At 43.2% G+C, this 23,779-nt stretch carries 20 protein-coding genes; 9 read left to right on the top strand and 11 right to left on the bottom strand.

The window, feature by feature from the left end:
- The first annotated feature begins 121 nt into the window (after positions 1 to 121).
- The gene (locus FLK61_RS18895) at positions 122 to 646 is read left to right on the top strand and encodes an acyl-CoA thioesterase (RefSeq protein WP_176010893.1); all 525 of its coding nucleotides are present in this window, start codon (positions 122 to 124) and stop codon (positions 644 to 646) included.
- Between the two features lie 49 nt (positions 647 to 695).
- Here the strand turns inward: FLK61_RS18895 and FLK61_RS18900 are convergent, their stop codons facing one another.
- On the bottom strand, positions 696 to 998 hold the full coding sequence (locus FLK61_RS18900; protein WP_176010894.1) for a hypothetical protein: 303 nt from the start codon (positions 996 to 998) through the stop codon (positions 696 to 698).
- A gap of 588 nt (positions 999 to 1,586) precedes the next feature.
- Between FLK61_RS18900 and FLK61_RS18905 the strand changes: the two genes are divergently transcribed.
- The gene (locus FLK61_RS18905) at positions 1,587 to 3,584 is read left to right on the top strand and encodes a hypothetical protein (protein WP_176010895.1); all 1,998 of its coding nucleotides are present in this window, start codon (positions 1,587 to 1,589) and stop codon (positions 3,582 to 3,584) included.
- Positions 3,585 to 4,430: 846 nt separating this feature from the next.
- Here FLK61_RS18905 and FLK61_RS18910 read toward each other — a convergent pair.
- Positions 4,431 to 5,918, bottom strand: coding sequence for a glutamate synthase subunit beta (locus FLK61_RS18910; RefSeq protein WP_176010896.1), 1,488 nt, complete (start codon positions 5,916 to 5,918; stop codon positions 4,431 to 4,433).
- 21 nt (positions 5,919 to 5,939) lie between these two features.
- Complete coding sequence (gene gltB / locus FLK61_RS18915; protein ID WP_176010897.1) at positions 5,940 to 10,532, bottom strand: glutamate synthase large subunit; 4,593 nt, start codon at positions 10,530 to 10,532, stop codon at positions 5,940 to 5,942.
- Between the two features lie 671 nt (positions 10,533 to 11,203).
- Here gltB and FLK61_RS18920 point away from each other — a divergent pair.
- Positions 11,204 to 11,740, top strand: a complete 537-nt coding sequence (locus FLK61_RS18920) for a PadR family transcriptional regulator (RefSeq protein ID WP_176010898.1) — start codon at positions 11,204 to 11,206, stop codon at positions 11,738 to 11,740.
- The gene (locus FLK61_RS18925; protein WP_176010899.1) at positions 11,737 to 12,369 is read left to right on the top strand and encodes an NAD(P)-dependent oxidoreductase; all 633 of its coding nucleotides are present in this window, start codon (positions 11,737 to 11,739) and stop codon (positions 12,367 to 12,369) included. Before FLK61_RS18920 ends, FLK61_RS18925 begins: the two co-directional genes overlap by 4 nt.
- Before the next feature lie 406 nt (positions 12,370 to 12,775).
- Here FLK61_RS18925 and FLK61_RS18930 read toward each other — a convergent pair whose 3' ends face one another.
- Positions 12,776 to 13,576 carry an ABC transporter ATP-binding protein gene (locus tag FLK61_RS18930; RefSeq protein WP_176010900.1) on the bottom strand — a complete coding sequence of 267 codons (801 nt, stop codon included), beginning with the start codon at positions 13,574 to 13,576 and terminating at the stop codon, positions 12,776 to 12,778.
- 161 nt (positions 13,577 to 13,737) lie between these two features.
- Here FLK61_RS18930 and FLK61_RS18935 point away from each other — a divergent pair, with 161 nt between their 5' ends.
- Positions 13,738 to 14,634, top strand: a complete 897-nt coding sequence (locus FLK61_RS18935) for an AEC family transporter (protein ID WP_176010901.1) — start codon at positions 13,738 to 13,740, stop codon at positions 14,632 to 14,634.
- A gap of 114 nt (positions 14,635 to 14,748) precedes the next feature.
- Here FLK61_RS18935 and FLK61_RS18940 read toward each other — a convergent pair whose 3' ends face one another.
- From FLK61_RS18940 to FLK61_RS18950, 3 genes are read right to left on the bottom strand one after another with little or no spacing between them, the layout of a single operon-like run.
- Positions 14,749 to 15,471, bottom strand: a complete 723-nt coding sequence (locus FLK61_RS18940; protein WP_176010902.1) for an amino acid ABC transporter ATP-binding protein — start codon at positions 15,469 to 15,471, stop codon at positions 14,749 to 14,751.
- Positions 15,464 to 16,123, bottom strand: coding sequence for an amino acid ABC transporter permease (locus FLK61_RS18945; RefSeq protein WP_176010903.1), 660 nt, complete (start codon positions 16,121 to 16,123; stop codon positions 15,464 to 15,466). Before FLK61_RS18945 ends, FLK61_RS18940 begins: the two co-directional genes overlap by 8 nt.
- Positions 16,124 to 16,150: 27 nt before the next feature.
- Positions 16,151 to 16,915, bottom strand: a complete 765-nt coding sequence (locus FLK61_RS18950; protein ID WP_176010904.1) for a transporter substrate-binding domain-containing protein — start codon at positions 16,913 to 16,915, stop codon at positions 16,151 to 16,153.
- Between the two features lie 426 nt (positions 16,916 to 17,341).
- On the opposite strand from FLK61_RS18950, the gene FLK61_RS18955 reads away from it, so the two are divergent.
- Entirely contained in the window at positions 17,342 to 17,650 is a 309-nt protein-coding gene (locus FLK61_RS18955; protein WP_176010905.1) for a TIGR04104 family putative zinc finger protein, read from the top strand.
- Between the two features lie 71 nt (positions 17,651 to 17,721).
- Here the strand turns inward: FLK61_RS18955 and FLK61_RS18960 are convergent, their stop codons facing one another.
- Positions 17,722 to 19,158: an alanine/glycine:cation symporter family protein gene (locus FLK61_RS18960; protein ID WP_176010906.1), complete on the bottom strand. Its 1,437-nt coding sequence runs from the start codon at positions 19,156 to 19,158 to the stop codon at positions 17,722 to 17,724.
- A 129-nt stretch (positions 19,159 to 19,287) separates the two neighbouring features.
- Here FLK61_RS18960 and FLK61_RS18965 point away from each other — a divergent pair, with 129 nt between their 5' ends.
- Positions 19,288 to 19,833, top strand: coding sequence for a flavodoxin family protein (locus FLK61_RS18965; protein ID WP_176010907.1), 546 nt, complete (start codon positions 19,288 to 19,290; stop codon positions 19,831 to 19,833).
- A gap of 62 nt (positions 19,834 to 19,895) precedes the next feature.
- Here FLK61_RS18965 and FLK61_RS18970 read toward each other — a convergent pair whose 3' ends face one another.
- Together FLK61_RS18970 and FLK61_RS20285 are read right to left on the bottom strand one after the other, a co-directional pair.
- Positions 19,896 to 21,011: a S8 family peptidase gene (locus FLK61_RS18970; protein WP_249777642.1), complete on the bottom strand. Its 1,116-nt coding sequence runs from the start codon at positions 21,009 to 21,011 to the stop codon at positions 19,896 to 19,898.
- Between the two features lie 35 nt (positions 21,012 to 21,046).
- Positions 21,047 to 21,175: a hypothetical protein gene (locus FLK61_RS20285; RefSeq protein WP_283811868.1), complete on the bottom strand. Its 129-nt coding sequence runs from the start codon at positions 21,173 to 21,175 to the stop codon at positions 21,047 to 21,049.
- 82 nt (positions 21,176 to 21,257) lie between these two features.
- Between FLK61_RS20285 and FLK61_RS18975 the strand changes: the two genes are divergently transcribed.
- Together FLK61_RS18975 and FLK61_RS18980 are read left to right on the top strand one after the other, a co-directional pair.
- Positions 21,258 to 22,148 carry a helix-turn-helix domain-containing protein gene (locus tag FLK61_RS18975; RefSeq protein ID WP_176010908.1) on the top strand — a complete coding sequence of 297 codons (891 nt, stop codon included), beginning with the start codon at positions 21,258 to 21,260 and terminating at the stop codon, positions 22,146 to 22,148.
- A 194-nt stretch (positions 22,149 to 22,342) separates the two neighbouring features.
- The gene (locus FLK61_RS18980) at positions 22,343 to 22,753 is read left to right on the top strand and encodes a hypothetical protein (RefSeq protein WP_176010909.1); all 411 of its coding nucleotides are present in this window, start codon (positions 22,343 to 22,345) and stop codon (positions 22,751 to 22,753) included.
- 45 nt (positions 22,754 to 22,798) lie between these two features.
- On the opposite strand, the gene FLK61_RS18985 is transcribed toward FLK61_RS18980, so the two are convergent.
- Complete coding sequence (locus tag FLK61_RS18985) at positions 22,799 to 23,695, bottom strand: hypothetical protein (protein WP_176010910.1); 897 nt, start codon at positions 23,693 to 23,695, stop codon at positions 22,799 to 22,801.
- Positions 23,696 to 23,779 lie beyond the last annotated feature (84 nt).

The raw sequence follows: 23,779 nt of genomic DNA on the forward strand, positions 1-23,779 counted from the left end.
TAACTATGCTTATATCATCAGAATACCTGTTTTTGGGGGATTCGTCTAACACCTTCCCTTGAGAAACAACGATGCGTTTCATCCACTTAGAATACGAACAAAACATTGGGAGGGATCATTTGTGGAAGCCAAAACATGCAGAGAATCAAAGGTCATTAAAACCGGGCGCGTTTTCCCACAGGACACGAACAACCACAATACACTGTTTGGAGGAAAGCTGATGCGAGATATCGACGATGTTGCTTCAATCTCCGCAGCACGACACTGCCGTACAGAATGCGTCACGGCATCAACAGACTCAGTCGATTTTCTCCACCCAATCAGTCAAACGGACTCAGTCTGCTTAGAATCGCACGTATCATCTACCGGTAAAAGCTCTATGGAGGTTTTCGTCAAAGTGATTGCAGAGGACTTACGAACAGGCAAGCGTCGCCTTGCAGCAACGAGTTTTCTCACCTTTGTGGCACTTGATGACGATGGTCGTCCAGCACCTGTGCCAAAGGTGATTCCAGAGACAGAAGAAGAAGTGTATTTATATGAATCCGCTGAAGCACGTGTCGCCGTTCGTAAAGAGCGTCGCCTGCAAAGTAAGCAGCTAGCCTCTAAGGTATCCGATTTAAAGCCATGGGATAACGTGAAGGAATAACAAAACGCCGCAGTGGATACATTCGCTGCGGCGCTTTTGTATGGAGAGGCTAGCCTCTCATAATTCGATTAATTTTATTAAATAACACTGCTGCCGGATAACGCTGATTGATAGTTTCGCCTAGCATCGTACCTCCGACAGTGATAATTCCAGCAAGCATGGCAGCTGCAAACAACCAATGATTGTACGCTAACCCAAAAGCACCAAAGATCATAACGGAATGAAGGGACACGAGTGCGAGTGGGATCATGAGCAGTGTCAAACGCTGATCGCGTATGGCATAGCCGGATCCAACTCCTACAACAAAGCTGACTAGAGGCATCATGTACAACACTAACCCAATAGATGTCACGGTAAACCCCTCCCTCATGTTGATAGGTGTTGCTGTATCTCCATAATACCCGGTTTAGGTAGGGATTAAAACCAATTAGTTTTAATATTCTGATATTTTTAATCCTTAGAGATTTGTTTGATCAAGTGCTAACTAATTTTTTTAGCTCTTCGAGCTTTGATTAATTAAGCGCTAACTAGTTACGTTCTGTTTGTTTCGATGCAAGTAGTAAAAGCAGTCAGCTCTACGGACACTCTACGACATCCATAGGGTCTGGCCTTAAGCCTCCTCGAAAGGCAGAGTGCGGCTGTCGCCTTACCCTAAACGCCTTTCTGTGGGGTCTTAAGTTCCAGCCTATTCCTATGGGATGTCTCCGAATGTCCTCCGAGTCTGCCTGCTTTCGAGCTTCTAAATAGAAAGTTTAATTGGTTCGTATATTCTGCGATTTTTTTACGCTACTTTTTTGTGGCATCGTTCTCATAAGTTGCGTGTTACTTTCAGCTTGTTTCGATCTATTTCTTCTATGAATTTGAAACACTATTGCTTTTAAGTACGTATCCATCTTATACCTTAAGGGCGTTCGTATTTTATTTAGAGGAGCAGACCACTATGACTGTTTTGTTTATGTTTATCGTTATTATTGTACTTAGTATTACTCAAATCATTATGTATAGAAGGCGTAGTCCTAATCGAGCACTCGTTTATCGCGCGATTCATTTAGTGATTGCAAGCTTAATCTTTTCTGAAGTTTATCAGGAAAGTGATGTGTTACTTGCTACTCAGATTGGATTATTCTATGCCACCGCCTACTGTTATTTTGGGAAAGTTTATAACCAAATTAGAGGTAGGGATGTTGCAGAAAAGTTCCATGTGATTCGATTATTTTTCTTCTTTCTCTTTCTCGTAGCGACGTCCCTTGTCTTTTACTTCGGAACACGAGAAGCTGGCGATCTATTAACGCCTATCATCTTTCTACTTGTTATAGAGCTAATAGTTGGTCGTATGGTGCGCGGCTTTGCTCGTTCTGCAAATAAGCGAGATGATAAATACCTTTCACGAACTCGTTTTGAAAACGATGAGGCTGCACAATTAAACGAAGAGTACCAAAATCCTTTTAATATAAATAAAGAGGTGCAGGATGCTCTAGACCGACGCTATGAGGAAACCTACACGGATCAGGTCAAAAAGACGGATAAGCTTTTATATAAGGAGCTACCGCCTTTATGGACATCCACTACTTTTATGCCAATTCGCTCTGATGGCAGACGATATCAAGCTATTGGTGGCAGTCCTTCCGGCAATATCCTTCTCGTTCATTTTCTTGATGAATCGGGCCAAAAAGTTACGGATCCGGTACTTGCTAACAAGCTTCACCACACATTTTTCTATGTAAATACCGCGTTCTTACTCAGCTATGGGCCATTTAGGCAAATCGAGTATTTGTTTAGAAATTGGGACTCCGAGCGTGTGAGAGAGCTTGCTCAACGCTTACCCATGCCGACAAACAACGGAGAAATGACCATGGGAGAGATGCTTGTCACACTCGACGGATTCTTGCGCAATCAGCAGTCGATCATTGACAGCATTGAATCGCTAAAACAAAAGCTCGCGGGTTTGCGTGACGAGCTAACCCCGGATCAGGCTGACATCGTACGCGATTCCCTAATCCGCACGCATGAGCAATACATGGAGCGAATTCGATTTTTACTTACCTATCGATCTGAAATAATGCGTTTAGTAAAAGAACAATTAGTAACAGATCATTCTATTATCCAAACGTTGGATGGTTTTTATAAAGAGGCACTCTTATATGAGAATACTATATCTGATGTAGCTGGTTCTCTTGTCGATACCTCAGACCTCACGATGCTCCAACCTTTAGCATTTGAACGTAATTGGCTTGGTAAGGAGAAAACAGAAGCAATTCATTCTATTAAAACGAAAATGGCTCGTATGAAGCAACTCATTTTGGCTTCTATTATTGCCATTCCATTATATATAGCCGGTTGGGTCTGGAGTGGCTCTGATGCTCTTGTTATCCTTTTACTTTTCTTTGCGCTTTTACTTACTCCTATTATTATCGGAGCTATGTATGGTGTAATCCGAGCAAACGGGTCAGCCCGCTCCACACTTGCCTACTTAGATAGGATTCAAACACCTTGGCGCAAACCTGTCTATTATCGTGGCAAAATAATCAATAAGACGATGCGATATCTTGGTCCCTTCATGTTGGGTGGTTTCTTGATTGGCATCGCACTTGCGTGGCAATCGTTTGATGGCAACATCCTTTATTATCTTGTCCCCGCTGCCATTTTACTAGTAGTAGGAGTCTATTTCTTTATGATCAATCCAACATCGACGGAGATGGAACATTTAGTCGTGTTCCATAAGTGCGGATTCTTTTATCATAATTTAGATCATCCTATGCAAAACATGCTGAAAACGAAAATTACTCAAGACAAAGAGGAAATTCGTATCTATTACAGCTATATAAACCGTATTCAAGAAGTTACTATTTCTACTGGTGAAGGAGAAAGCTTTAAGGATGTTACGGCCCGAGTAAAGGCATGGTCGGAGGATCACGGCATTAAGGTTGAGATCGCTTAGTTTTTGAGATTGGCACCTTAGGTCACCTACGGCTGGCAACGCTAAAATTTTATAAACAAGACTAGGTGACAGTGTGTTACCTAGTCTTTTAATTGTTAAAGCTCTTTCTATAGCAATCGTACGTTACTAGTATAGATGCCAACTATATACGATTTTGACTTAACTCCTTTCCGTCACCCTACTCTTCCCTTGCGTACTATTTCTGTTTCGACATGGAAAAGTGACCACCTTATTCATGTCACGCAACTGCACTCCTTCATACACACAACAAAAGCCCACTCCCCTCTTAGAAAAGAAGAAAGTGAGCTTTTTTAGTTCTTCATCTGTTTCTTATTCAGTATTAATAATAAAGTGGTTTTGATCTTTCTAAAACCTTAAATCCTACTTCCCCTGAAGAAGAAGGAGAGCAGGCAGACTCGGAGGACATTCGGAGACAATCCATAGGAATAGGCTGGAACTTAAGACCCCACAGAAAGGCGTTTAGGGTAAGGCGACAGCCGCACCCTGCCTTTCGAGGAGGCTTAAGGCCAGACCCTATGGATGTCGTAGAGTGTCCGTAGAGCTGACTGCTCTTACTATTTGCATCGAAACAAACAGAGTGTCCGTAGAGCTGACTGCTCTTACTATTTGCATCGAAACAAACAGAATGTAACTAGTTAGCACTTCATCAATAAAAGCTCGAACAGCTTAGCATACTAATTGTCTCTTCATCATCTAAAGCTCGAAGAGCTTATAAAACTAGCTAATACTTTAACAACTAAAAAAAAGCGCTACCTCACATTCACAAGGTAGCGCCTTTCCCATTTTCAATAAAGAACCAAAGGTTCTTACAAAGGTAACACTTCATCAAGGCAACTGCGTTTCGCCCATTAAGAAACGATCACACTCACGTGCCGCTCCACGACCTTCGTTGATTGCCCACACAATAAGACTCTGTCCACGACGCATGTCGCCAGCTGCAAATACGCCTTCGACATTAGTTGTGTACTTATTGTACTCAGCTCGCACCGTAGAGTTCGTCTTTGTTTCTACATTCAGTTGCTCAATTAGACCTTGCTCTGGTCCTTTGAAGCCAATTGCGACTAATACAAGCTCGGCTGGCCACACTTTTTCAGAGCCTGGGATTTCTTCACGAATCTTATTCCCGTTATCATCATAGCGAAGAGATACGTTTACTGTATGCACTTCTTTGACGTGACCATTCTCGTCTCCGACGAACTTCTTCGTCATAACGGCGTACGCACGTGGATCGTCGCCAAATACAGAGGACGCTTCCTTTTGTCCGTACTCAATGCGGTGGATGACTGGATACTGTGGCCATGGATTCGCCATCATATCACGCATATCACCTTTTTTGTCATAGATATCAAACTGGACAAGGCTCTTACAGTTGTGGCGGATCGACGTTGCGATACAGTCTGTACCAGTGTCTCCACCACCGATTACAACAACGTTCTTATCCTTTGCTGTAATGTAGTTGCCGTCTGATAGTCCAGAATCTAAGAGACTTTTTGTATTTGCATGGAGGAAGTCCATTGCATAGTGGACACCCTTTAGCTTATTATTTTCAGCCGGAACATCGCGATGAATCGTTGCTCCTCCGCATAAAATCGTTGCGTCAAACTCTTCCTTTAGGCGCTCGACAGGGAAGTCCTTGCCGACCTCTGTGTTCGTGATGAACTCAATGCCTTCCGCTTCAAGAATCTTAATACGACGCTCGACAATGCGGTATGGTAGCTTCATCTCAGGGATACCGTACGTGAGAAGTCCGCCAACGCGGTCTGCTCGCTCAAATACCGTAACCTTGTGACCTGCTTTATTAAGCTGATCGGCAGCTGCAAGTCCAGCAGGACCAGAGCCAACAACCGCTACGCGCTTACCAGTGCGCTCTTGAGGCGGGTTTGGAACAACCCAGCCTTCTTCAAAACCTTTTTCGATAATTGATTTTTCGACAGAACGAATAGCAACTGGGTCCTCGTTGAGACCTAGTACACATGCACCCTCACACGGCGCAGGACAGGCAAAGCCTGTGAATTCAGGGAAGTTGTTCATCTCATGTTCTTTCTCAAGAGCTTCCTTCCACTGACCTCTGTATACCATATCGTTCCATTCTGGAATCAGGTGATAAACAGGACAACCTGTTGTGACGCCATTGATCTCCATTCCAGTGTGGCAGGTAGGCACGCCGCAGTCCATGCAGCGTGCTCCTTGCTTTTGTGCTTCCTCGTCTGACATCGGGAGCGCGTATTCGTCCCAGTCCTTCGTACGTTCAGAAGGGTTACGCTCCGGAATAGACTGACGAGTGTATTCCATAAATCCTGTTGGCTTTCCCATCGTGGTCCCCTCCTAAAAAGATTATTTTGCAGCGACTGCCGGCTTCTTGCTGTCTTCGAACGCCGCCATTTCCGCATCGAACTTGCTTAATCCTTGAGATTGATGGTAAGCAATACGCTCACGCATCTTTAGGAAGTCCTTAGGAATTACCTTCACGAATTTTGATACGTAGTCATCCCACTGTGCTAAAATACGCTCTCCTTTAGGACTTAAAGTGTACTCTACATGCTTTTCAATCATCGTACGTAGTTCTTCGATTTCTTCTTTATCTGTCAGTGATTGAAGGAGAACGAGCTCCTTATTACACTTCTTCTCAAACGGAACTTCGTTCTCATCTAAGATATAAGCAATACCACCAGACATACCGGCAGCGAAGTTACGACCTGTCTCTCCAAGTATCACGACCTTACCTCCAGTCATGTACTCACAGCCATGGTCTCCTACACCTTCCACAACAATTTGTGCGCCACTATTACGGACACAGAAGCGCTCTCCAGCGAGCCCACTAATATATGCCTCACCGCCTGTTGCGCCGTAGAATGCAACGTTACCTGCGATAATGCTGTGCTCCCAGCTAAACGATGACTTACGCGTTGGACGTGCAATGATTTTACCGCCAGAAAGTCCTTTACCGATAAAGTCGTTCGCATCTCCAATAAGCTTTAACGTCATCCCTTTAGGAATAAAGGCACCGAAGCTTTGACCAGCTGACCCTTTAAAGTTTAGTCGGATTGTATCCTCCGGTAAACCTTCTAGACCGTAGCGACGTGTAACCTCACTACCAAGGATCGTACCAACTACGCGGTGAATATTTCGAATCGACGACGTACCTTTAACTGGTGTACCTGATTCTAATGCTTCCTCCGCGAATGGTAATAGCTCCTGATGGTCAAGAGACTTCTCTAAACCATGATCCTGCTTACGACTTGCATACGCTGTAGTGCCTGGCGCAAGCTCTGGCTGATAAAGAAGTGCACCGATGTCGAGGTGTTTACCTTTCCAGTGGTCGACTGCTTTATTCATTTCTAAAATATCGGTACGTCCAACCATCTCATTGATTGTGCGGAATCCAAGCTCTGCCATAAGCTCGCGAGCTTCTTGTGCAACAAAGCGCATGAAGTTTTCGACGGAATCAGCTGTCCCGATAAACTTTTTACGTAGCTCTGGATTTTGCGTTGCTACCCCTACTGGACATGTATCTAGGTGACACACGCGCATCATAATACAGCCTAATACCACAAGTGGTGCTGTGGAGAAGCCATACTCTTCCGCTCCAAGTAGTGTCGCAACGATAACGTCACGACCTGTCATCATTTTCCCGTCTGTTTCTACAACAATTCGATCACGAAGACCGTTTAAGATAAGTGTCTGATGCGTCTCTGCAAGTCCAATTTCCCACGGTAAACCAGCGTGCTTTAAGCTTGTACGTGGAGCTGCTCCCGTACCGCCGTCGTAACCACTGATTAAGACAAGATCCGCGCGTCCTTTCGCAACACCAGCTGCAATCGTACCTACTCCTGCTGCTGATACAAGCTTTACGCTAATACGAGCGCGTGGGTTTGCGTTCTTTAAGTTATGAATCAACTCAGCCAAGTCCTCGATCGAATAAATATCGTGGTGAGGTGGGGGGGAGATAAGCTCTACACCCGTTGTTGATCCACGAACGTCTGCTACCCAAGGATAGACCTTCTTACCAGGTAAGTGTCCGCCTTCCCCTGGCTTTGCTCCTTGCGAAACTTTAATTTGAATCTCATCGGCATTAACAAGGTAATGACTCTTTACCCCGAAGCGTCCTGATGCTACCTGTTTGATAGAGCTTCGACGAAGATCGCCGTTCTCATCTGGAGTGAAGCGCTCTGGATCCTCGCCACCTTCTCCACTGTTGCTCGCTCCGCCAATACGGTTCATCGCAATTGCGAGTGCCTCGTGTGCTTCTTGGCTGATCGCTCCAAATGACATCGCACCAGTCTTAAAGCGCTTCATGATGGCATCAATGGATTCGACTTCTTCAATTGGGATCGCCTTGCGCTCTTTAAATTTAATCAGACCACGTAGGGACTGTAAGTTATTTTTTTCTTCCGTAATAAGCTTGGAGTATTCCTTAAACGCCTCATAATCACCTGCGCGAGTTGAGTGCTGGAGCATATGGATCGTCCTTGGATTATACTGATGGTGCTCTCCGTTTTGACGATACTGGAATTCATCCCCGATCTCGAGCTTCTTCGTTTTACCTCGTGCTGGCGCAAACGCTGGCTTATGGCGCAATAGTACTTCCTGCGCAATCAATTTAAGGCCAATACCATCGATCTTAGATGTCGTTCTGGAAAAATGACGGTCGATGACCTCTTTAGAAATACCAACTGCTTCAAAGATTTGCGCACCACGATAACTTTGAATCGTCGAGATACCCATCTTAGACATAACTTTTACAACACCATCTGTAACAGATGCGATGTACTGATTGACCACATCGTCGTAGCTCATTGATGCATCTAATTCGTTACGTGCATGTAAATCTTCTAAAGACGCAAACGCAAGATATGGGTTAATTGCTTGCGCACCATAGCCTAGTAATAGCGCGAAGTGGTGTACTTCACGAGCTTCTGCTGTCTCAATTAAAAGGCTTACTTTTGTACGAGTGCCCTGACGAATTAAATGATGGTGCAAGGCAGACACAGCAAGTAAGGATGGAATAGCAGCATGCTTTTCGTCAACGCCTCGATCTGATAGTACGAGTAACACATTGCCATCTTCAATCGCTTGATCAGCCTGATCGAATAGCGCTTCTAACGCAGGCTCCATTGCCTCTGCACCTTTTTCCACCTCAAATAAGATAGACATGGTTGTCGCTTTGAAACCATCTAAATTTTGGTCCTTTAACGTTTGAAGCTGTCTATTACTAACGACAGGGCTTTGTAATCGAATATGTCGACAGCTTAATGCGTCAGGATTAACGAGGCTTCCCTCTGCTCCGATAGTGGTACTAATTTGCGTCACAATCTCCTCACGAATCGCATCGATCGCAGGGTTTGTTACCTGTGCAAACAGCTGCTTAAAGTAGTTAAATAGTAGCTGCGGCTTTTGTGACAGTACGGCAAGCGGCGAGTCATAGCCCATCGATCCAACAGGATCCTTTTGCTCTACAACAAGCGGCTTTAGAATCTTTGTCATCTCTTCATTCGTATATCCGAAGGCAAGCTGTTGCTCGACAAGACCTTCTAGGTCGTTTGCAAGCTCCGCTTTGCTCTCTTCTACATCTTCTAATTCACGTAAATTCTCATCTAACCATTCTCTATATGGTTGCTCTTTTGCAATTTGCATCTTAAGCTCTTCATCTGGAATGATTTTACCAGCCTCTAAATCAAGAAGAAGCATTTTACCTGGGCTTAAACGCTCTTTGTACTCAATATCATCAGCAAAGATATCTAATGCTCCAACTTCAGATCCTAGGACAAGCATGCCGCTCTTTGTTACGTAATAACGAGCTGGACGAAGTCCGTTACGGTCTAAAATAGCACCTACGTGTCTTCCGTCAGTGAACCCAACTGCAGCAGGTCCATCCCACGGCTCCATAAGTGTACTGTGATATTCATAAAAATCGCGCTTTTCTGGCTTAATTAGATCATCGTTTGCCCAAGGTTCCGGGATCATCATCATCGCAGTGTGAGCGAGGGATCTGCCTGAGAGGTGTAAGAATTCAAAACAGTTGTCAAACATAGAGGAGTCACTACCGTTTTTATCGATAACTGGTAAGAGTTTATTTAGATCTTCATCGGAGAAATACTCTGATTGACACATCTTCTCTCGTGCCTTCATCCAGTTTACGTTACCGCGTAGAGTGTTAAACTCCCCATTGTGAATGGTGTAACGGTTCGGGTGCGCTCGCTTCCAGCTTGGGAACGTATTTGTACTAAAGCGTGAGTGTACAAATGCGACAGCTGACTTGAAGTCCGGATGATTCAAATCAATATAGAATGAATTAAGCTGCTCAGGGATAAGCATCCCTTTATAAATAATCGTTCTAGACGATAAACTACAGATGTAGAAATCTTGATCCTTCATCGATTTCGCGATTTCGATTTCTGTGCGCTTTCTAATAATATAGAGGCGACGCTCAAAATCGTCTTGGTCTTTTATGTTTTCTCCTTGTGCAATTAACACTTGGCGGATAAAGGGTTCTGTCTTCTTCGCTTCTTCCCCAACAAAGGCGTCGTTCACTGGCACTGTGCGCCATCCAACTACTTCCTGACCTTCTTCTTCAATCACTCGTTCGAAAATCTTACGTGCATTTTTACGCGCGTAAGGGTCTCGAGGGAAGAACACCATCCCAATTCCGTATTTGCCTTCCTCGGGAATTTCAAGTTCTTCTTTATCGAATTGCTTTTCAAAGAAACGGTGAGGTATTTGTGTTAAAATTCCTGCTCCGTCACCAGAGCTGACGTCGGCGGATTGACCACCTCGGTGCTCGAGGTTACATAAGATTGTGATCGCATTTTGAACGATATCATGGGATTTCGTACCATTAATATTAGCAATCATCCCAATTCCACAAGCTTCATGTTCCTCTCTCGGATCGTAAAGCCCTTGAGCGATAGGATACCCGTTTTTCATCATGATAGCGTCCCTCCTTGAGTTTTCGAAAATATGAACAAATGAAAGAATACGGCGTTAATTCAACATATTCAACCATTTATACACATTTTTATGCATTTTGACTAGTTTACCACAGAACATACTAAAGTAAAAATGATTGTAACTTGAAAGATTCAGAAATCAACGAATATTCTTTCTCGTATTTCAGAATAATACCACCTTTTATTCGAAATACAAAGTCATTTTAAGCCAGATTTCAGGTTTTCCCGAATGAATATAGCAATATATCCGATAATATCAAGGTTTTTGCTTGTTAAAAAATTTTACACGAGCTTGCTCTTTTTCGATGGAAATTCGTATACCAGAATGAATAATGACAAAAGCATACAGAAGCAGTTAGTTTCTTCCTTTCCTTGCTAGTTATAGATTGGTCTACGTTTATGTAAACGCTTACTATTGAGTAAACATTCATATTCATACATAAAAGTATATAGATAATGCGTCACTTTAGTGTCTACATAATAGGTATGATTATTCGGGAATTGCCACTAGTCTATTATCTGCAATTAGGACCTGACTATTAAATATGAAGAAACACGATTAATAGCGTGACGTTATTTCCTTGTCAAATAGGTCATCATGACTTATATTTAAGAATAAATAGGTCATTATGACACATGAGGAGGAATGACATGTATGAACTAATCATTCTGTCGACGCTTATGACGGGGCAGGCACACGGGTATTCCATCGCGCAAACAATTAATAGCATTATCGGTCCTATTGCAAAGGCTAGTAATGGGCGCATTTATCCCCTACTAGCAAAGCTTGAGAAGCAAGGATTTGTAAAAAATGTTGTCAAACAGATTAATGGACGACAGCAAAAAGTGTTTACGCTCACCCCTACTGGTAAAGAACGATTCTTTGCTCTCATGCTAGACACCGAGTCGAATCCAAAGGAATACCAAGAGCTATTCTCATTTAAAGTGACCGTTTTTGACTTATTGCAGCAGGAGAAGAGGCTACAGCTCACAGAGCACTACGTGGAATATTGCGAAGCGCATATAGAGCATTTGAAAAAAGGAGTAGAGGCTTCGTCTTCTTATTTATTTGGAGAAGACAAACCATCCTATTTAAACAAAGTGATGACTCATCGTATTAACCAATGGCAAGTAGAAAAAGAGTGGGCACTAACAATAAAGAAACAACTAGAGGAGGATTTACAATGAAAATAGCAGTTTTTGGAGCATCAGGACGTAGCGGCATTCCGTTTGTAAAGCAAGCATTAGAACAAGGACATGAATTAACGGTCTTAGTTCGGACACCATCTAAATTAGGTGTGGAGCATCCACATTTAACTGTCCTCCAAGGTGATATTCTTAAGGAGAGTGATGTTTTGAAAACAATAGAAGGTAATGATGCCGTTGTGAGTCTCATCGGTCACTCAAAGAACTCTCCAAAAGACTTACAGGCAACAGCTACCTCTTATGTGTTGAAAGCTATGCATACACATGAAGTGACTCGCCTTATAAGTCTTACTGGTGCTGCTGTGAAAGCACAAAAGGATGTCGCTCAAAAATGGTTTGGACGCATCATTGAAGGTGTAATGCAACTAGTAGCGAAAGATGTTCTAAATGATGGGAAAGCTCACGCTACTCTCATTGCTAAAAGCTCTGTTGATTGGACAATTGTCCGTGGACCTCGTCTTACAGAGGGACCGTTAACAAAAGACTATAAAACAGGCTACTTTAAAATGGAATCACCTTTCGTATCACGTGCTGATATCGCGCACTTTATTTTACGAGAACTAGATAACCCTACGTATATCCATGAATATCCGTTAATTTCTGCTAAGTAGTGTACCCTAAATGAGTGAAGAGCCCCTCTGATTACGGTCAGAGGGGCTCTAAAGGTGTGAGCTGGACATGTAAATTGGAAGTATATGCTTAAATCTCTAGCTTTGAACTTGGTTTATTATGTGTGGTGGTTTTTATGTTCCTCATTTTGGAGTTATGTTCGCCATTCTGATTTTATGTGCCGTATTTTAAAGTTATGGATTTCGCGCTTAACTTTAACTTAGTTATGTGCCCCATTACGAGTTTATGTGCCTTATCACAAAGTTATGTTCCTCGTTCAGATTTTATGTGCCCCACTTCTACCCTATGGACTTCGTTGATTAAACAAATGCGCCACACTTAACCTTCTCCTACTAACAAGAAAAAAGACCAGCAACCGCACGTATGCGGCACTAGCCTAAACAGCTATTATATCTTATTCAAACCCGCCTCTTTTTTCACACGAATCCACGGTCTCTCCTCATGCCACGACAAGCTCACTGGCACTTGGAAGGTCTTCGTAAGATTCTCTTCTGTGATGACATCCTTTTTAGGACCCGCCGCCACAATCTCTCCATCATGCAAGAGAAGCATGTGGCTAATCGATGGAATAATCTCTTCTAAGTGATGCGTCACATAAAGAAGCGTCGGCGCATTTTCGTCCGTCTTCATCACTTCAAGCGTATCCAAAAACTCCTCGCGTGCATACAGATCAAGCCCCGAGCAAGGCTCATCTAAAATCAAAAGCTCCAAATTAGACATCCACGCACGCGCCAAAAGCACCTTCTTTCGCTCTCCTTGCGAAAAGAATTTTAGCGGCTCATTCGTCAAATGCGAAATATTAAACTTCGCTAGTAGCTCATGCGCACGATCCACATCCTCCGCCGTAATAGGCTCAAACAACCCGATCGATGCATGCTTCCCGCTAAGAACAATCTCCAAAGCCGTCTCTTCGTCGTGTCTGTTAAACTGTTGGTCGAGCGCTGCGCTCACCCAGCCGATTGATTTACGCAGTTCGGGCAGATTAACCATTCCGTATTGGTTACCGAGTACGTCAACCGTGCCTGCTGTCGCCCACATATTTCCCGTAATGACCTTCAGTAAGGTTGTCTTTCCAGAGCCGTTCAACCCTAAAATCCCCCACTGTTGACCCTTCTCCGCATTCCATGTAACCCCTTTCAAAATTTCATTACCCTCACGCGTAACGTTGATGTTTTTGAGTGTAATCACGTCACTTCCTCCTCTCAGCTCTCCTTTTCTGACTCTTCTTATATTTTAGTCTAGCCACCCCTATTTCGCAATTCACCTTTTACGAGAATTATGTAAACATCGAGCTTGCTCAGTAAGGTACAATGTAATTATTCCTATTTTCGAAATAAAGGAGCGTTCGCATGTCTATCTTCATTAATGTCGTGTTACCGGTGCTATTAGTATTCGCCTCCGGATTTGCGATTCAAAAGTGGAAAAAAGTCGACATCAAACCTGTATCCGTTGTCGCCTTATACATTGCCACACCAGCACTTGTTTTTCAAACTTTCTACAGCGCCACCATCGATCGTCAATATATGTATATCATCGTGTTCGCCTTCGCACTCCTATTTTCACTCATAATGGTCAATAAAGTCTTAGCATGGATTATGCGAAAGCCTGATGAGACGCAGAATAAATGGATTCTAGCCACTGCGTTCATGAACGCTGGTAACTACGGGGCGCCGATCATCCTATTTGCATACGGGCAGCAAGGCTTCGCCTACGCCGTTATTTTTATGGTGCTACAATCGATCATCATGAATATTTTTGGCGTATATTATGCAGCAAAAGGCCAGGCCGGTGCACGCTATGCCATTCGAAGTGTCCTTCAAATGCCTGTTACATACGCGCTATTGCTCGGTATTTTCCTTCAAGTCACAGGGCTTGAGATGCCAGCAAACGTTCTTGGGACAGTGGATATTATCGCAGCTGCAGCCATTCCCCTTGTGATGCTGATTTTAGGCATGCAGCTCGCGAATATGGAGTGGACAAACTTCGATTGGCCGTCCGTCTCATACGGAGTAGTGATTCGACTATTTGTCTCCCCTGCAATTGCATTCGGTTTAACGACGATCCTCCCGATGGATCCACTATTGGCAAACGTCTTAATCGTTTCAGCCGCTATGCCATCCGCTGCAACCATCGTTATGTATGCCTTACAGTTCGACAGCGATCCAAAATATATCTCAAGCGTCACGCTTATTTCGACGCTACTAAGCGTCATCACCATTACCCTCCTACTCACCCTTTTAGGATAGAAAAATGAGGCACCCTCTCTCTTTGTATGATCTACAAAGAAGGACGGTGCCTGATTTTTATTCCATTTTCCTAAACAACAAAAAACGCCCCCTTGTCTAAGGAGACGCTCGTTCTTACAATATTTTATCTAAAAACTCTTTTGCACGTACGGACTTAGGAGCAGTAAAGAATTCCACTGGCGGAGCGTCCTCTACAAGCTTTCCTTCATCAAGAAATAGGACGCGGTCGGATACTTCCTTCGCAAAGCCCATCTCGTGCGTGACAATGACCATTGTCATGCCAGATTCAGCGAGTCCCTTCATGACATCCAACACCTCTTTGACCATTTCTGGATCAAGCGCCGAGGTCGGCTCGTCAAATAGCATGATTTCTGGATCCATTGCTAATGCACGAGCGATAGCCACACGCTGCTTTTGTCCGCCTGATAAACGATTTGGGTAGGCGTCCGCCTTATCCGAGAGTCCTACCTTCTTTAAAAGCCCATGTGCGATCGTGTCTGCTTCATTTTTACTGAGCTTTTTTACTTTTGTCGGAGCGTACGTAATATTTTCTAGCACAGTTAGGTGGGGGAAAAGATGAAAGTGCTGAAATACCATGCCGATTTTTTCTCTAATCTGAGAGACTGGTGCATCTTTAGCCGTGATCGCGGCCTGATCAATCGTGATCTCGCCGCCTGATGGTGTCTCTAGAAGATTCATACAACGCAAGAAGGTCGACTTACCGGAACCTGATGGACCAATAACCGTGACAACCTCCCCTTTTTTTATACTTGTTGTGATCTGAGAAAGGACCTCGTTATCTCCGAATGACTTGGATAAATGTTCAACGTTAATCACTTTGCATCAACCTTCTTTCTACCGCTTTCCCAAGAAGCGTAAGTCCCATGACTAGCACGTAATAGATGATACCCGCAATAATAAGTGGCTCAAAGAATGCGTAGGTTTGGCCACCTACGATATAGGCACGGCGCATAATATCTAATGCGCCTATCGTGGTTACAATCGCCGATTCCTTCGTGAGCGTAATAAACTCATTCATAAGTGCCGGTAAAATATTTTTCATCGCCTGGGGAAGAATAATGTCTTTCATCATCTCTTGATAAGGGATGCCAAGCGCAAGTGCCGCTTCTGTTTGTCCCTTATCGATTGATTGAATACCCGCGCGGATAATTTCAGAAATGTAGGCAGCTGAGTTTAAACCAAACGCCGCCACTGCTGCAGCAAAGGCTGGAATATCATAGCCGATAAGCTGAGGCATCCCAAAATAAATAATCATAAGCTGAAGTACGAGCGGTGTCCCTCGGAAAACCGATGTATAGGCATCTGCTAAAAAACGTAGTGCTTTAATACGTCCAATTTTAAGTAAGCTAAGTAGAACCCCTAGAATAAATCCAATGACGATGGCAACTGCTACAATTTGTAGCGTCACCCAAACCCCTTGCAGAATGTAAGGGAGCGAGGGCAACACCTGGGAAAAGTTTAAATTCATGCCCTTCCCCCTCCTCTCTATGTTGTCTTAGTTTTCGTTTTCTGTCATGTCTTGATCAAACCACTCAAGGATGAGCTCATCTAGCTCACCACTATCACGCATCTCTTGAATCACGCGGTTGAAGTCTTCCACAAGCTCGCTACCTTTTTCAAAAGCAATTGCATTTCCGTCTTCTTCTGATTGGTTAGGTAACTCAAAACCTGTAAGGCCTTCTGTTGCTTCTATATAGTTAGTTGCAACCGTGTCTGCAATAATGGCTGCATCAAAGCGCCCTGTGTTAATTTCCTGCACAAGCTCTGGGATTCGGTTACGCGACTCAATCGTCACATCCGGTACTGTCTCGCCAATCTCGTCCGCTTGCCCTTCTTGGATAGATCCAAGCTGCACACCTAGCGTCTTCCCTTCAAGATCCTCAATCGTTTGGATATCACTATCTGCAGCTGTTACGATCATGTGACCACCGAAGAAGTAAATATCGGAGAAGTCTGCATTCTCACGGCGTTCTTCAGTTGGTCTCATACCTGCCTGCACAAAATCAATTCGCCCTGACTGTAGCGCTGGAATAAGTCCGTTAAAGTCCATATCAACAATCTCTAATTCATAGCCGAGCTCTTCCGTAATCGCTTTGGCTAGATCTACGTCAAATCCGATGATTTCATCGCTATTCTCTGTATCTACGTATTCAAATGGTGGGTAATCTGCCGATGTTCCCATTGTTAATGTGTTGTCGTCGCTCCCACAAGCTGCAAGTAATGCTGTCGCTCCAATGATAAATCCTACTTTTTTCTTCATGTCTGTCTCCCCCAAAGTTGTTTTGTATGTGAATGAGTATTTATTAATCTTTATTCATATTTATGATTCTATCATGTATTTTTATTAAATCAACCGCATAAATAATGTTTAAATTTTCAGTTTTATTAATGATCACCTCTGGAAAATAAGGTTTTTTGCTAATTATGGATAATAGTCTATTCATTTTTTATACATTTATTAGGTTGTTTATTCGAGGGAGACCTATCTATAGAGGATGCAGTACGTTGAATAATACTATTTATTGTTTTCGTCTTACTTCTCGTAATTTGAGTGTTACTCCCTTCAAGTGCGAATCCCAGCCTTTCAAGTCTTGCATATTCAATCATACACATTACTTCTATAGCATAATTTCCAATTTAAAGGATGTATGCTAAAATGGAGGCATCATAAAGGAGGCGGACCGTAATGAGCTTAGAATTACCTACTTGTGAAGCGTGCAAGAAGCAACTCACGTATAAGCAGGCAATGAAGGCACAGCGATTTACATATGAGTACACTCACTGCCCTCACTGTAACGAAAAGCAATTTGTTAAGACGCGTAAATTTGGATATATCATTATTGCTCTTGTACCTGCTATGATTATTGGACCTAATTTGTTTATTGATATAGCAATTGTTCCTTTTCTTATTTATCTTGTGATTGTAACGTCCACTTTTTTTGCCCTTCTGCCGTTTATGTCTAAATTCCGATCTACGTGGAACTCACATATTTAATAAATAAAAAAGAGCACTGCATAAGTGAGCTGGTTCGGCTCCTCTTATGCAGTGCTTTTTACATTCAATCCTTATTTCTTCTTTTCATCCCAAGACTCAATGCCCTTAAGTCCTTTAACACTATCTCGGTAGAAGGTTGGATCGAGCCCTTGCTTCATTTGGCCTTGATAATGCTTGAGTGCTTTTATGGCAATATGCCCGAGTAAGAGAACGGCAATTAAGTTGACGACTGCCATGGATCCCATGAAGAAGTCAGCTGCTTCCCAAATATTCTCTAGTTGCGCTGTTGCGCCAACAAAGATCATTCCGATGAAAGCTAAACGGAATAGAAGTAAGAAGATCTTGTTTTGCGAAATAAATTCGATGTTCGCTTGTCCATAGTAATAGTTACCTAGTAGAGAGCTGAATGCGAAGAAGAAGATCGCAATAGCTACAATAGGCGTTGCCCAGTCACCAATGTGCGCGGATAGCGCGTTTTGCGTAAGCTGGATACCCTCCATGTCACCGTATGTGTGTACATCGGCAAGTAGGATAATAAACGCTGTCGCACTACAGATAATAATCGTATCTACAAGTACCCCTAATGATTGTACAAATCCTTGCTTAACAGGGTGATCGACATAAGCTGTAGCTGCTGCGTTTGGCGCACTACCCATACCTGCTTCGTTAGAAAACAGGCCGCGTTGCACACCGTTTACGATGGCTGCACCAATACCACCTGCAACGACCTCCTGCACCCCGAATGCATTCGCAAAAATTAATCCGAATACTTGCGGTACAGCTGTAATATTCATAATCATAATGATTAACGCAGTGATCACATACACGATTGCAAAAATCGGTACAATGACTTCTGCCACTACTGCAATTCGACGAATACCACCGAAAATGATGATACCCATCGCTACTGCTAAAACAGTAGCTACAATCCAAGGCTCCACGCTATAGGCACCAGCGAATGCGTCGGCAATTGTGTTTGTTTGTAGTCCATTAAATAAGAGACCAAAACATAGAACTAAAAGGATCGCAAAAATAATACCCATCCAGCGTTGACCTAAGCCGCGTTCCATATAATAAGCAGGTCCGCCACGGAACCCGTCCTTATCCTTTACTTTATAAATTTGCGCTAGCGTACTCTCAATAAATCCAGTCGCTGCACCTATCAATGCCACGACCCACATCCAAAAGATGGCACCAGGACCACCTACAGAGATAGCAATCGCCACACCTGCAAGGTTACCAGTTCCGACTCTTGCCGCTGTACTAATTGCGAAAGCCTGGAAAGGGCTTGTACCTTTTCCCTTTTTAAAGTCACTGCGGTCTGTTCCTTTAATAAGCTCCTTGACCATTGTAGGCAACATGCGAAACTGTACGAAATTTGTACGAATCGTTAAGTATAATCCTAATCCTAAAAGAAATGCGATAAGTATGTATGTCCATAAAATTCCGTTCCCAGCAATAATAAAGTCACCGAGAAATGTCCCTTCAGCAAACCACTGATCCACCATAATTACTCCCCCTACTTTTTATTTATTCACATTTTAATACCCTTTTTACTATGATTGGTAAACGCAATTATTGTAACTTTTGCACAATTCATACGTTATTTTCGTACATACAAAAAGGAGTGAATGGCTATGCGTACGTTAGTACTTTTAGGAAGCACAAGGAATGCGAGCAACTCTACACTACTTGCAGCTCGTCTCACACAAGGAGTTCCTCATACAACAGCACGACTAACCGATTATACCATTAATCCGATTGTTGACCAGCGTCACGACGAGGGTGGCTTCACACCTGTAGACGACGACTTTAAGGAGCTCGCACGGCACATGATCAACCATGATAGGATAATATTTGCGACCCCCCTCTACTGGTACGGGATGAGCGGTCCAATGAAGAATTTTGTCGATCGCTGGTCGCAGTATTTACGAGATACATCTATGCCCTTTAAAGCGTCATTGGCCGAAAAGGAGGCCTATGTCATTATCACTGGTGGCCCTCACTCAAAATCAAAAGGCCTGCCGTTAGTAACACAGTTCCACTACATTTGTGATTTTGTTGGCATGAAGCTAGTTGATTATGTCATCGGTCGAGGTGTAAGGCCTGGAGAAGTTACAAACGACTTGAATGCCCTTGCAACCATTGATAGATGGAATGATCATTTCAAAAAACAACCATAATAAAGCCCCATCTGCTTTTAATAGCGGATGGGGCTAAAATAACTGCGGGGGACAGTTACGTGTTACCGGTTAATCGCATTTGCAGATTGGACGAGTCCAGATCCGTATTGGAAGGACGATCCAAGTGGCGTCGCTGTGCTATTTAACAGCTGACGTAATTGTACGTTAGATAGGTTAGGCTTTGCTTGCCAAACCTGTGCTGCTACACCTGCTACGTGAGGAGCGGCCATCGACGTTCCATTAAGAGAACCATAGCGGTTACCTGGAAGCGTACTTAGTACGCCTACCCCTGGAGCAGAAATTTCTACTGTTGGACCTGTGCTTGAGAAGCTTCCACGACGGTTATTTTGATCCGTCGCCGCTACTGCCATAGCGGAGCTATATCTAGCAGGGAAGTTAACAGTATCTGTATTACCTGCCGCATTACCACTGTTACCAGCAGCTGCAACGACTAAAATACCTCGTTGATAAGCCAAATCTGTATAAGCCTGAAGGATAGAGGATCCTTGTGAACTACCTAAACTCATGTTGATGACATTCATGTTATTATTAACAGACCATTCAATGCCCTGCGCAATTCCTGCAAGAGAGCCTGAACCGTTGTTATTCAATACTTTTACAGCGTATAACGATGCATTCGGAGCAACTCCGATGACACCTACACCGTTACGAGCAGCTGCTACAGTACCAGCAACGTGAGTCCCATGACCATCTCCATCAAAGTAAGGATCACGGTTTGCTACATCAGTAAATACAGAGTATCCTCCGCGTACATTAGCCTGTAGGTCTGGATGGCTGCGATCAATTCCTGTATCTAATACTGCTACACGGATTCCATTTCCATTAAAACCAGCGTTTTGCGCTGTTACACCTTGTACACGAGTAACTCCGTAAGGTACTTGACCTAGCTTTTGAACCTCAGCATTGTCCTCTAGTGCTTTAACCTGCGGATGACCTAATAATGCATCTGCTTGATCATCCGTAAGCTCTAGCTGATAGACAGGAAGCAAGTCAAATTCATGGATAACCTGATCCTCTTCAATGCCGAACGCATTAAGTAACCCGTTCGCTGCGTTACCTTTAAACTGAACAATATATTCATCATATTCTTCAGCTGCTCCTACGTATGTAGGAAGCATAAAAAATGCTACAATAAGTAATGCGAGTAATCTTTTCACGAATTGATCCTCTCCTTTGGCTTTTAAATTACGGCTTATGCTTCATAAGGTAAGTCATTCGGTGTTACGATGAAGTCAACAAACGCCTGTGGCTCAGCTGCACCAGCAGCTGTAGCAACTGTAAGTAAAGTAGCAACGACAGCAAAGATAACTAGCTTTTTCATACGATTACCTCCTTTCCGTCTTAGATTCATTTATCATAGGTTGATAAATTAGCAGGATATAAACTTACTAGGGTGATGACAAATGGATAAACTGACATTTGGTGCTACAATTGAACGTATACGTAAAGAACGTTTCATGTCGCAAAAGCAGCTTGCCGCTGGAATCTGTACACAAGCAGCAATATCCCGTATTGAAAAAGGGTTAGTCTATCCTAAAATTGATACGCTCTACTTAATTGCCACGAAGCTTGATGTACCGATCGACTACTTTATCGACGTGCTAACAAACACACATCGTGCCGAACGTAACGCGTTCATTTCTATGATGGAAGATCTTTTAGCAGAGCAAAAGTTTGAAAAGATTTATCCAATCGTAGAAGAGCATCTTGAGAACGACGATGGCAATGACTATTGGCTCGCGGAGTTTATGCGCTGGCTCTATCATTTAAGCTCTTTTCATACAGAACGCACGACTCTTGAAGAGGCTGTGCTCCGTCTAAAGAAGCTACTAGATAAAAATGAGAACAACGCTGAGATGCAAGGCCAATTGTACAAACGAATTAATAATTCGATTGCGTATTTACTTGCAACGAATGGGCAGTACGATACGAGCCTATACTATTTTGAGAAAGTACTTAAGAAGAAAGAAGAGCTCGAACATGTGAAGCCCACTTTACAAGCAGATATCTTCCGCATTCGTGTCATGTACAACAAAGCCAAGACACTTTTTGACATGGGCTCGTTTGAAGAATCTCTCAAAACCATTGAAGAAGGCATTGAAGAATCTCTAAACAGAGAGAACATGTCCTTACTAGGTCAGTTTTATTACTACAAAGGTCAATGCTACGAGCAACTCAACTATAAAGAGGATGAGATCCGTGAGTGCTATCAAAAAGCTCTTTTCTTTTTCGAAACATTAGATAAAAAGCTCTATAGCAGATTGATCTGGCAACATAAAAAACAGTACCTGTAAGCAAATAATTGAATTTTTCAAACTATTTGATAGTTATACTACTCTCTCAAACAATTTTTCACAATAGCAATTCCAAACTTAAATATAACTGAAGTTATATTAAATGGAATTATATGTATCCAACATGCATACATCGCTATTTATCGACTAATTTTGAGTATTTACACCTATTTTTTTATAGAAAGCAGGCCTAGATGATCATGCGTTATTTCTTTTTATTTTCGATGCTTTTGCTGTTGACAGCATGTGCCGACATCAGCACAGCAACTTATTATGATGAATCCGAGCAGTGGTCCGTGATCATGGATCGCTCCACGTTACCTAGCCCACTTCGAAGCGAAGCAGCGATTACCTTCACGTATTTAGGTGATGAGGAACCTATTTCTGGGATCACGGCAACATACGATTCCGAGGCAGCTTTTTACGAGCCATTGACACACGACATCGGGGAGATCCCAGACGGAAATGCCGTGCGCCAAACGATGAACTACGATGAAGTAACACAGGTATACGAGGAAGGCGAAACGCTTATGGTGCTCCTCCAATGGCAAGTAAATGGTGAGACACGGTCCGAAGATTTTGAGCTCATGTATATCGACGATTAACGTTGCATAGAAAAAAACCGCTGAAACCAGCGGTTTTTTTCTTACTTATTCTTCTCCATCAGGATTTAATCTGCTTGCAATATCCTCATAAGACCCTTCCGTTACCTCCATGCCTTCTGGAGCCATGAAGAGACTCTCGTCAAACTCCGGATTAACTTCAAATTCTAACACTTCGCGCGTTGTTGTCGCGCTACCTGCACCAGCATCGCCTTCACCAGTTAAGACTAAGTTTCCTTCTGAGCGCACCTCCATATAAGTTTCTTGATCAAACCACAAGGAGAGTGTTTGCCCTTCTAATTCAATGTCAATGTGATGCGTATTAAATCCATTGACCTCTTCCTCTCCCACATAGGTTAGCCCGGCATCCACCATATAAGAATCATAACGCTCGCCGTATGAGTTAAACCAAGCTATATCCTCTGCAGCAGTATTCTCTGCGGCTTCATAGCGGATCGCCTCTTCATCTCCCTCGGTATAAAAAATATGGTAGGCAGGATCACTTTCATCCGTAAACATGATGTTTAAAGGGATGTCTGCTCCATCTTCAGTGCTTGTCATTGACTCTTCTCGCACATACGTAATGTCGCCCTCCACAAAGATCCATTCCATTTGATCTGTCGTCGTCATCTCTTCGCCTACCATCGATTCAGAAACGGAGTCTACGTATACGCTAGTTAAGCCTTCGTGGAATGAAATAGCTTGCTCTAATACGTCCACTGCTTCTTCATCCTGCGGTAAAGCTCCACCAACGTCGGGATCATTCGCATCGTTCTCTTGCTCCATATTCTCTTCATTGTTTTGATCAGGCTCATTCGCAGGCTCGTTATTCTCTACTTGAGCATTATTTACCGGCGCTTCCTCTCCATTGTTATCATTCGAACCGCAGGCTGCGAGTAGTGCAACTGCCGTCATTGCTGAAAATGCTATGTTTGTTTTTTTCATGTTTGACACCCCTACTACTTATCTAAGATTTATTTTCTTCATATGTGTCGTATTTCCGTTATAACGAATCTAAAAACGTGTTTT

The sequence above is a fragment of the Paenalkalicoccus suaedae genome (genome assembly GCF_006965545.2).
GTDB classification, from domain to species: Bacteria; Bacillota; Bacilli; order Bacillales; family Salisediminibacteriaceae; genus Paenalkalicoccus; species Paenalkalicoccus suaedae.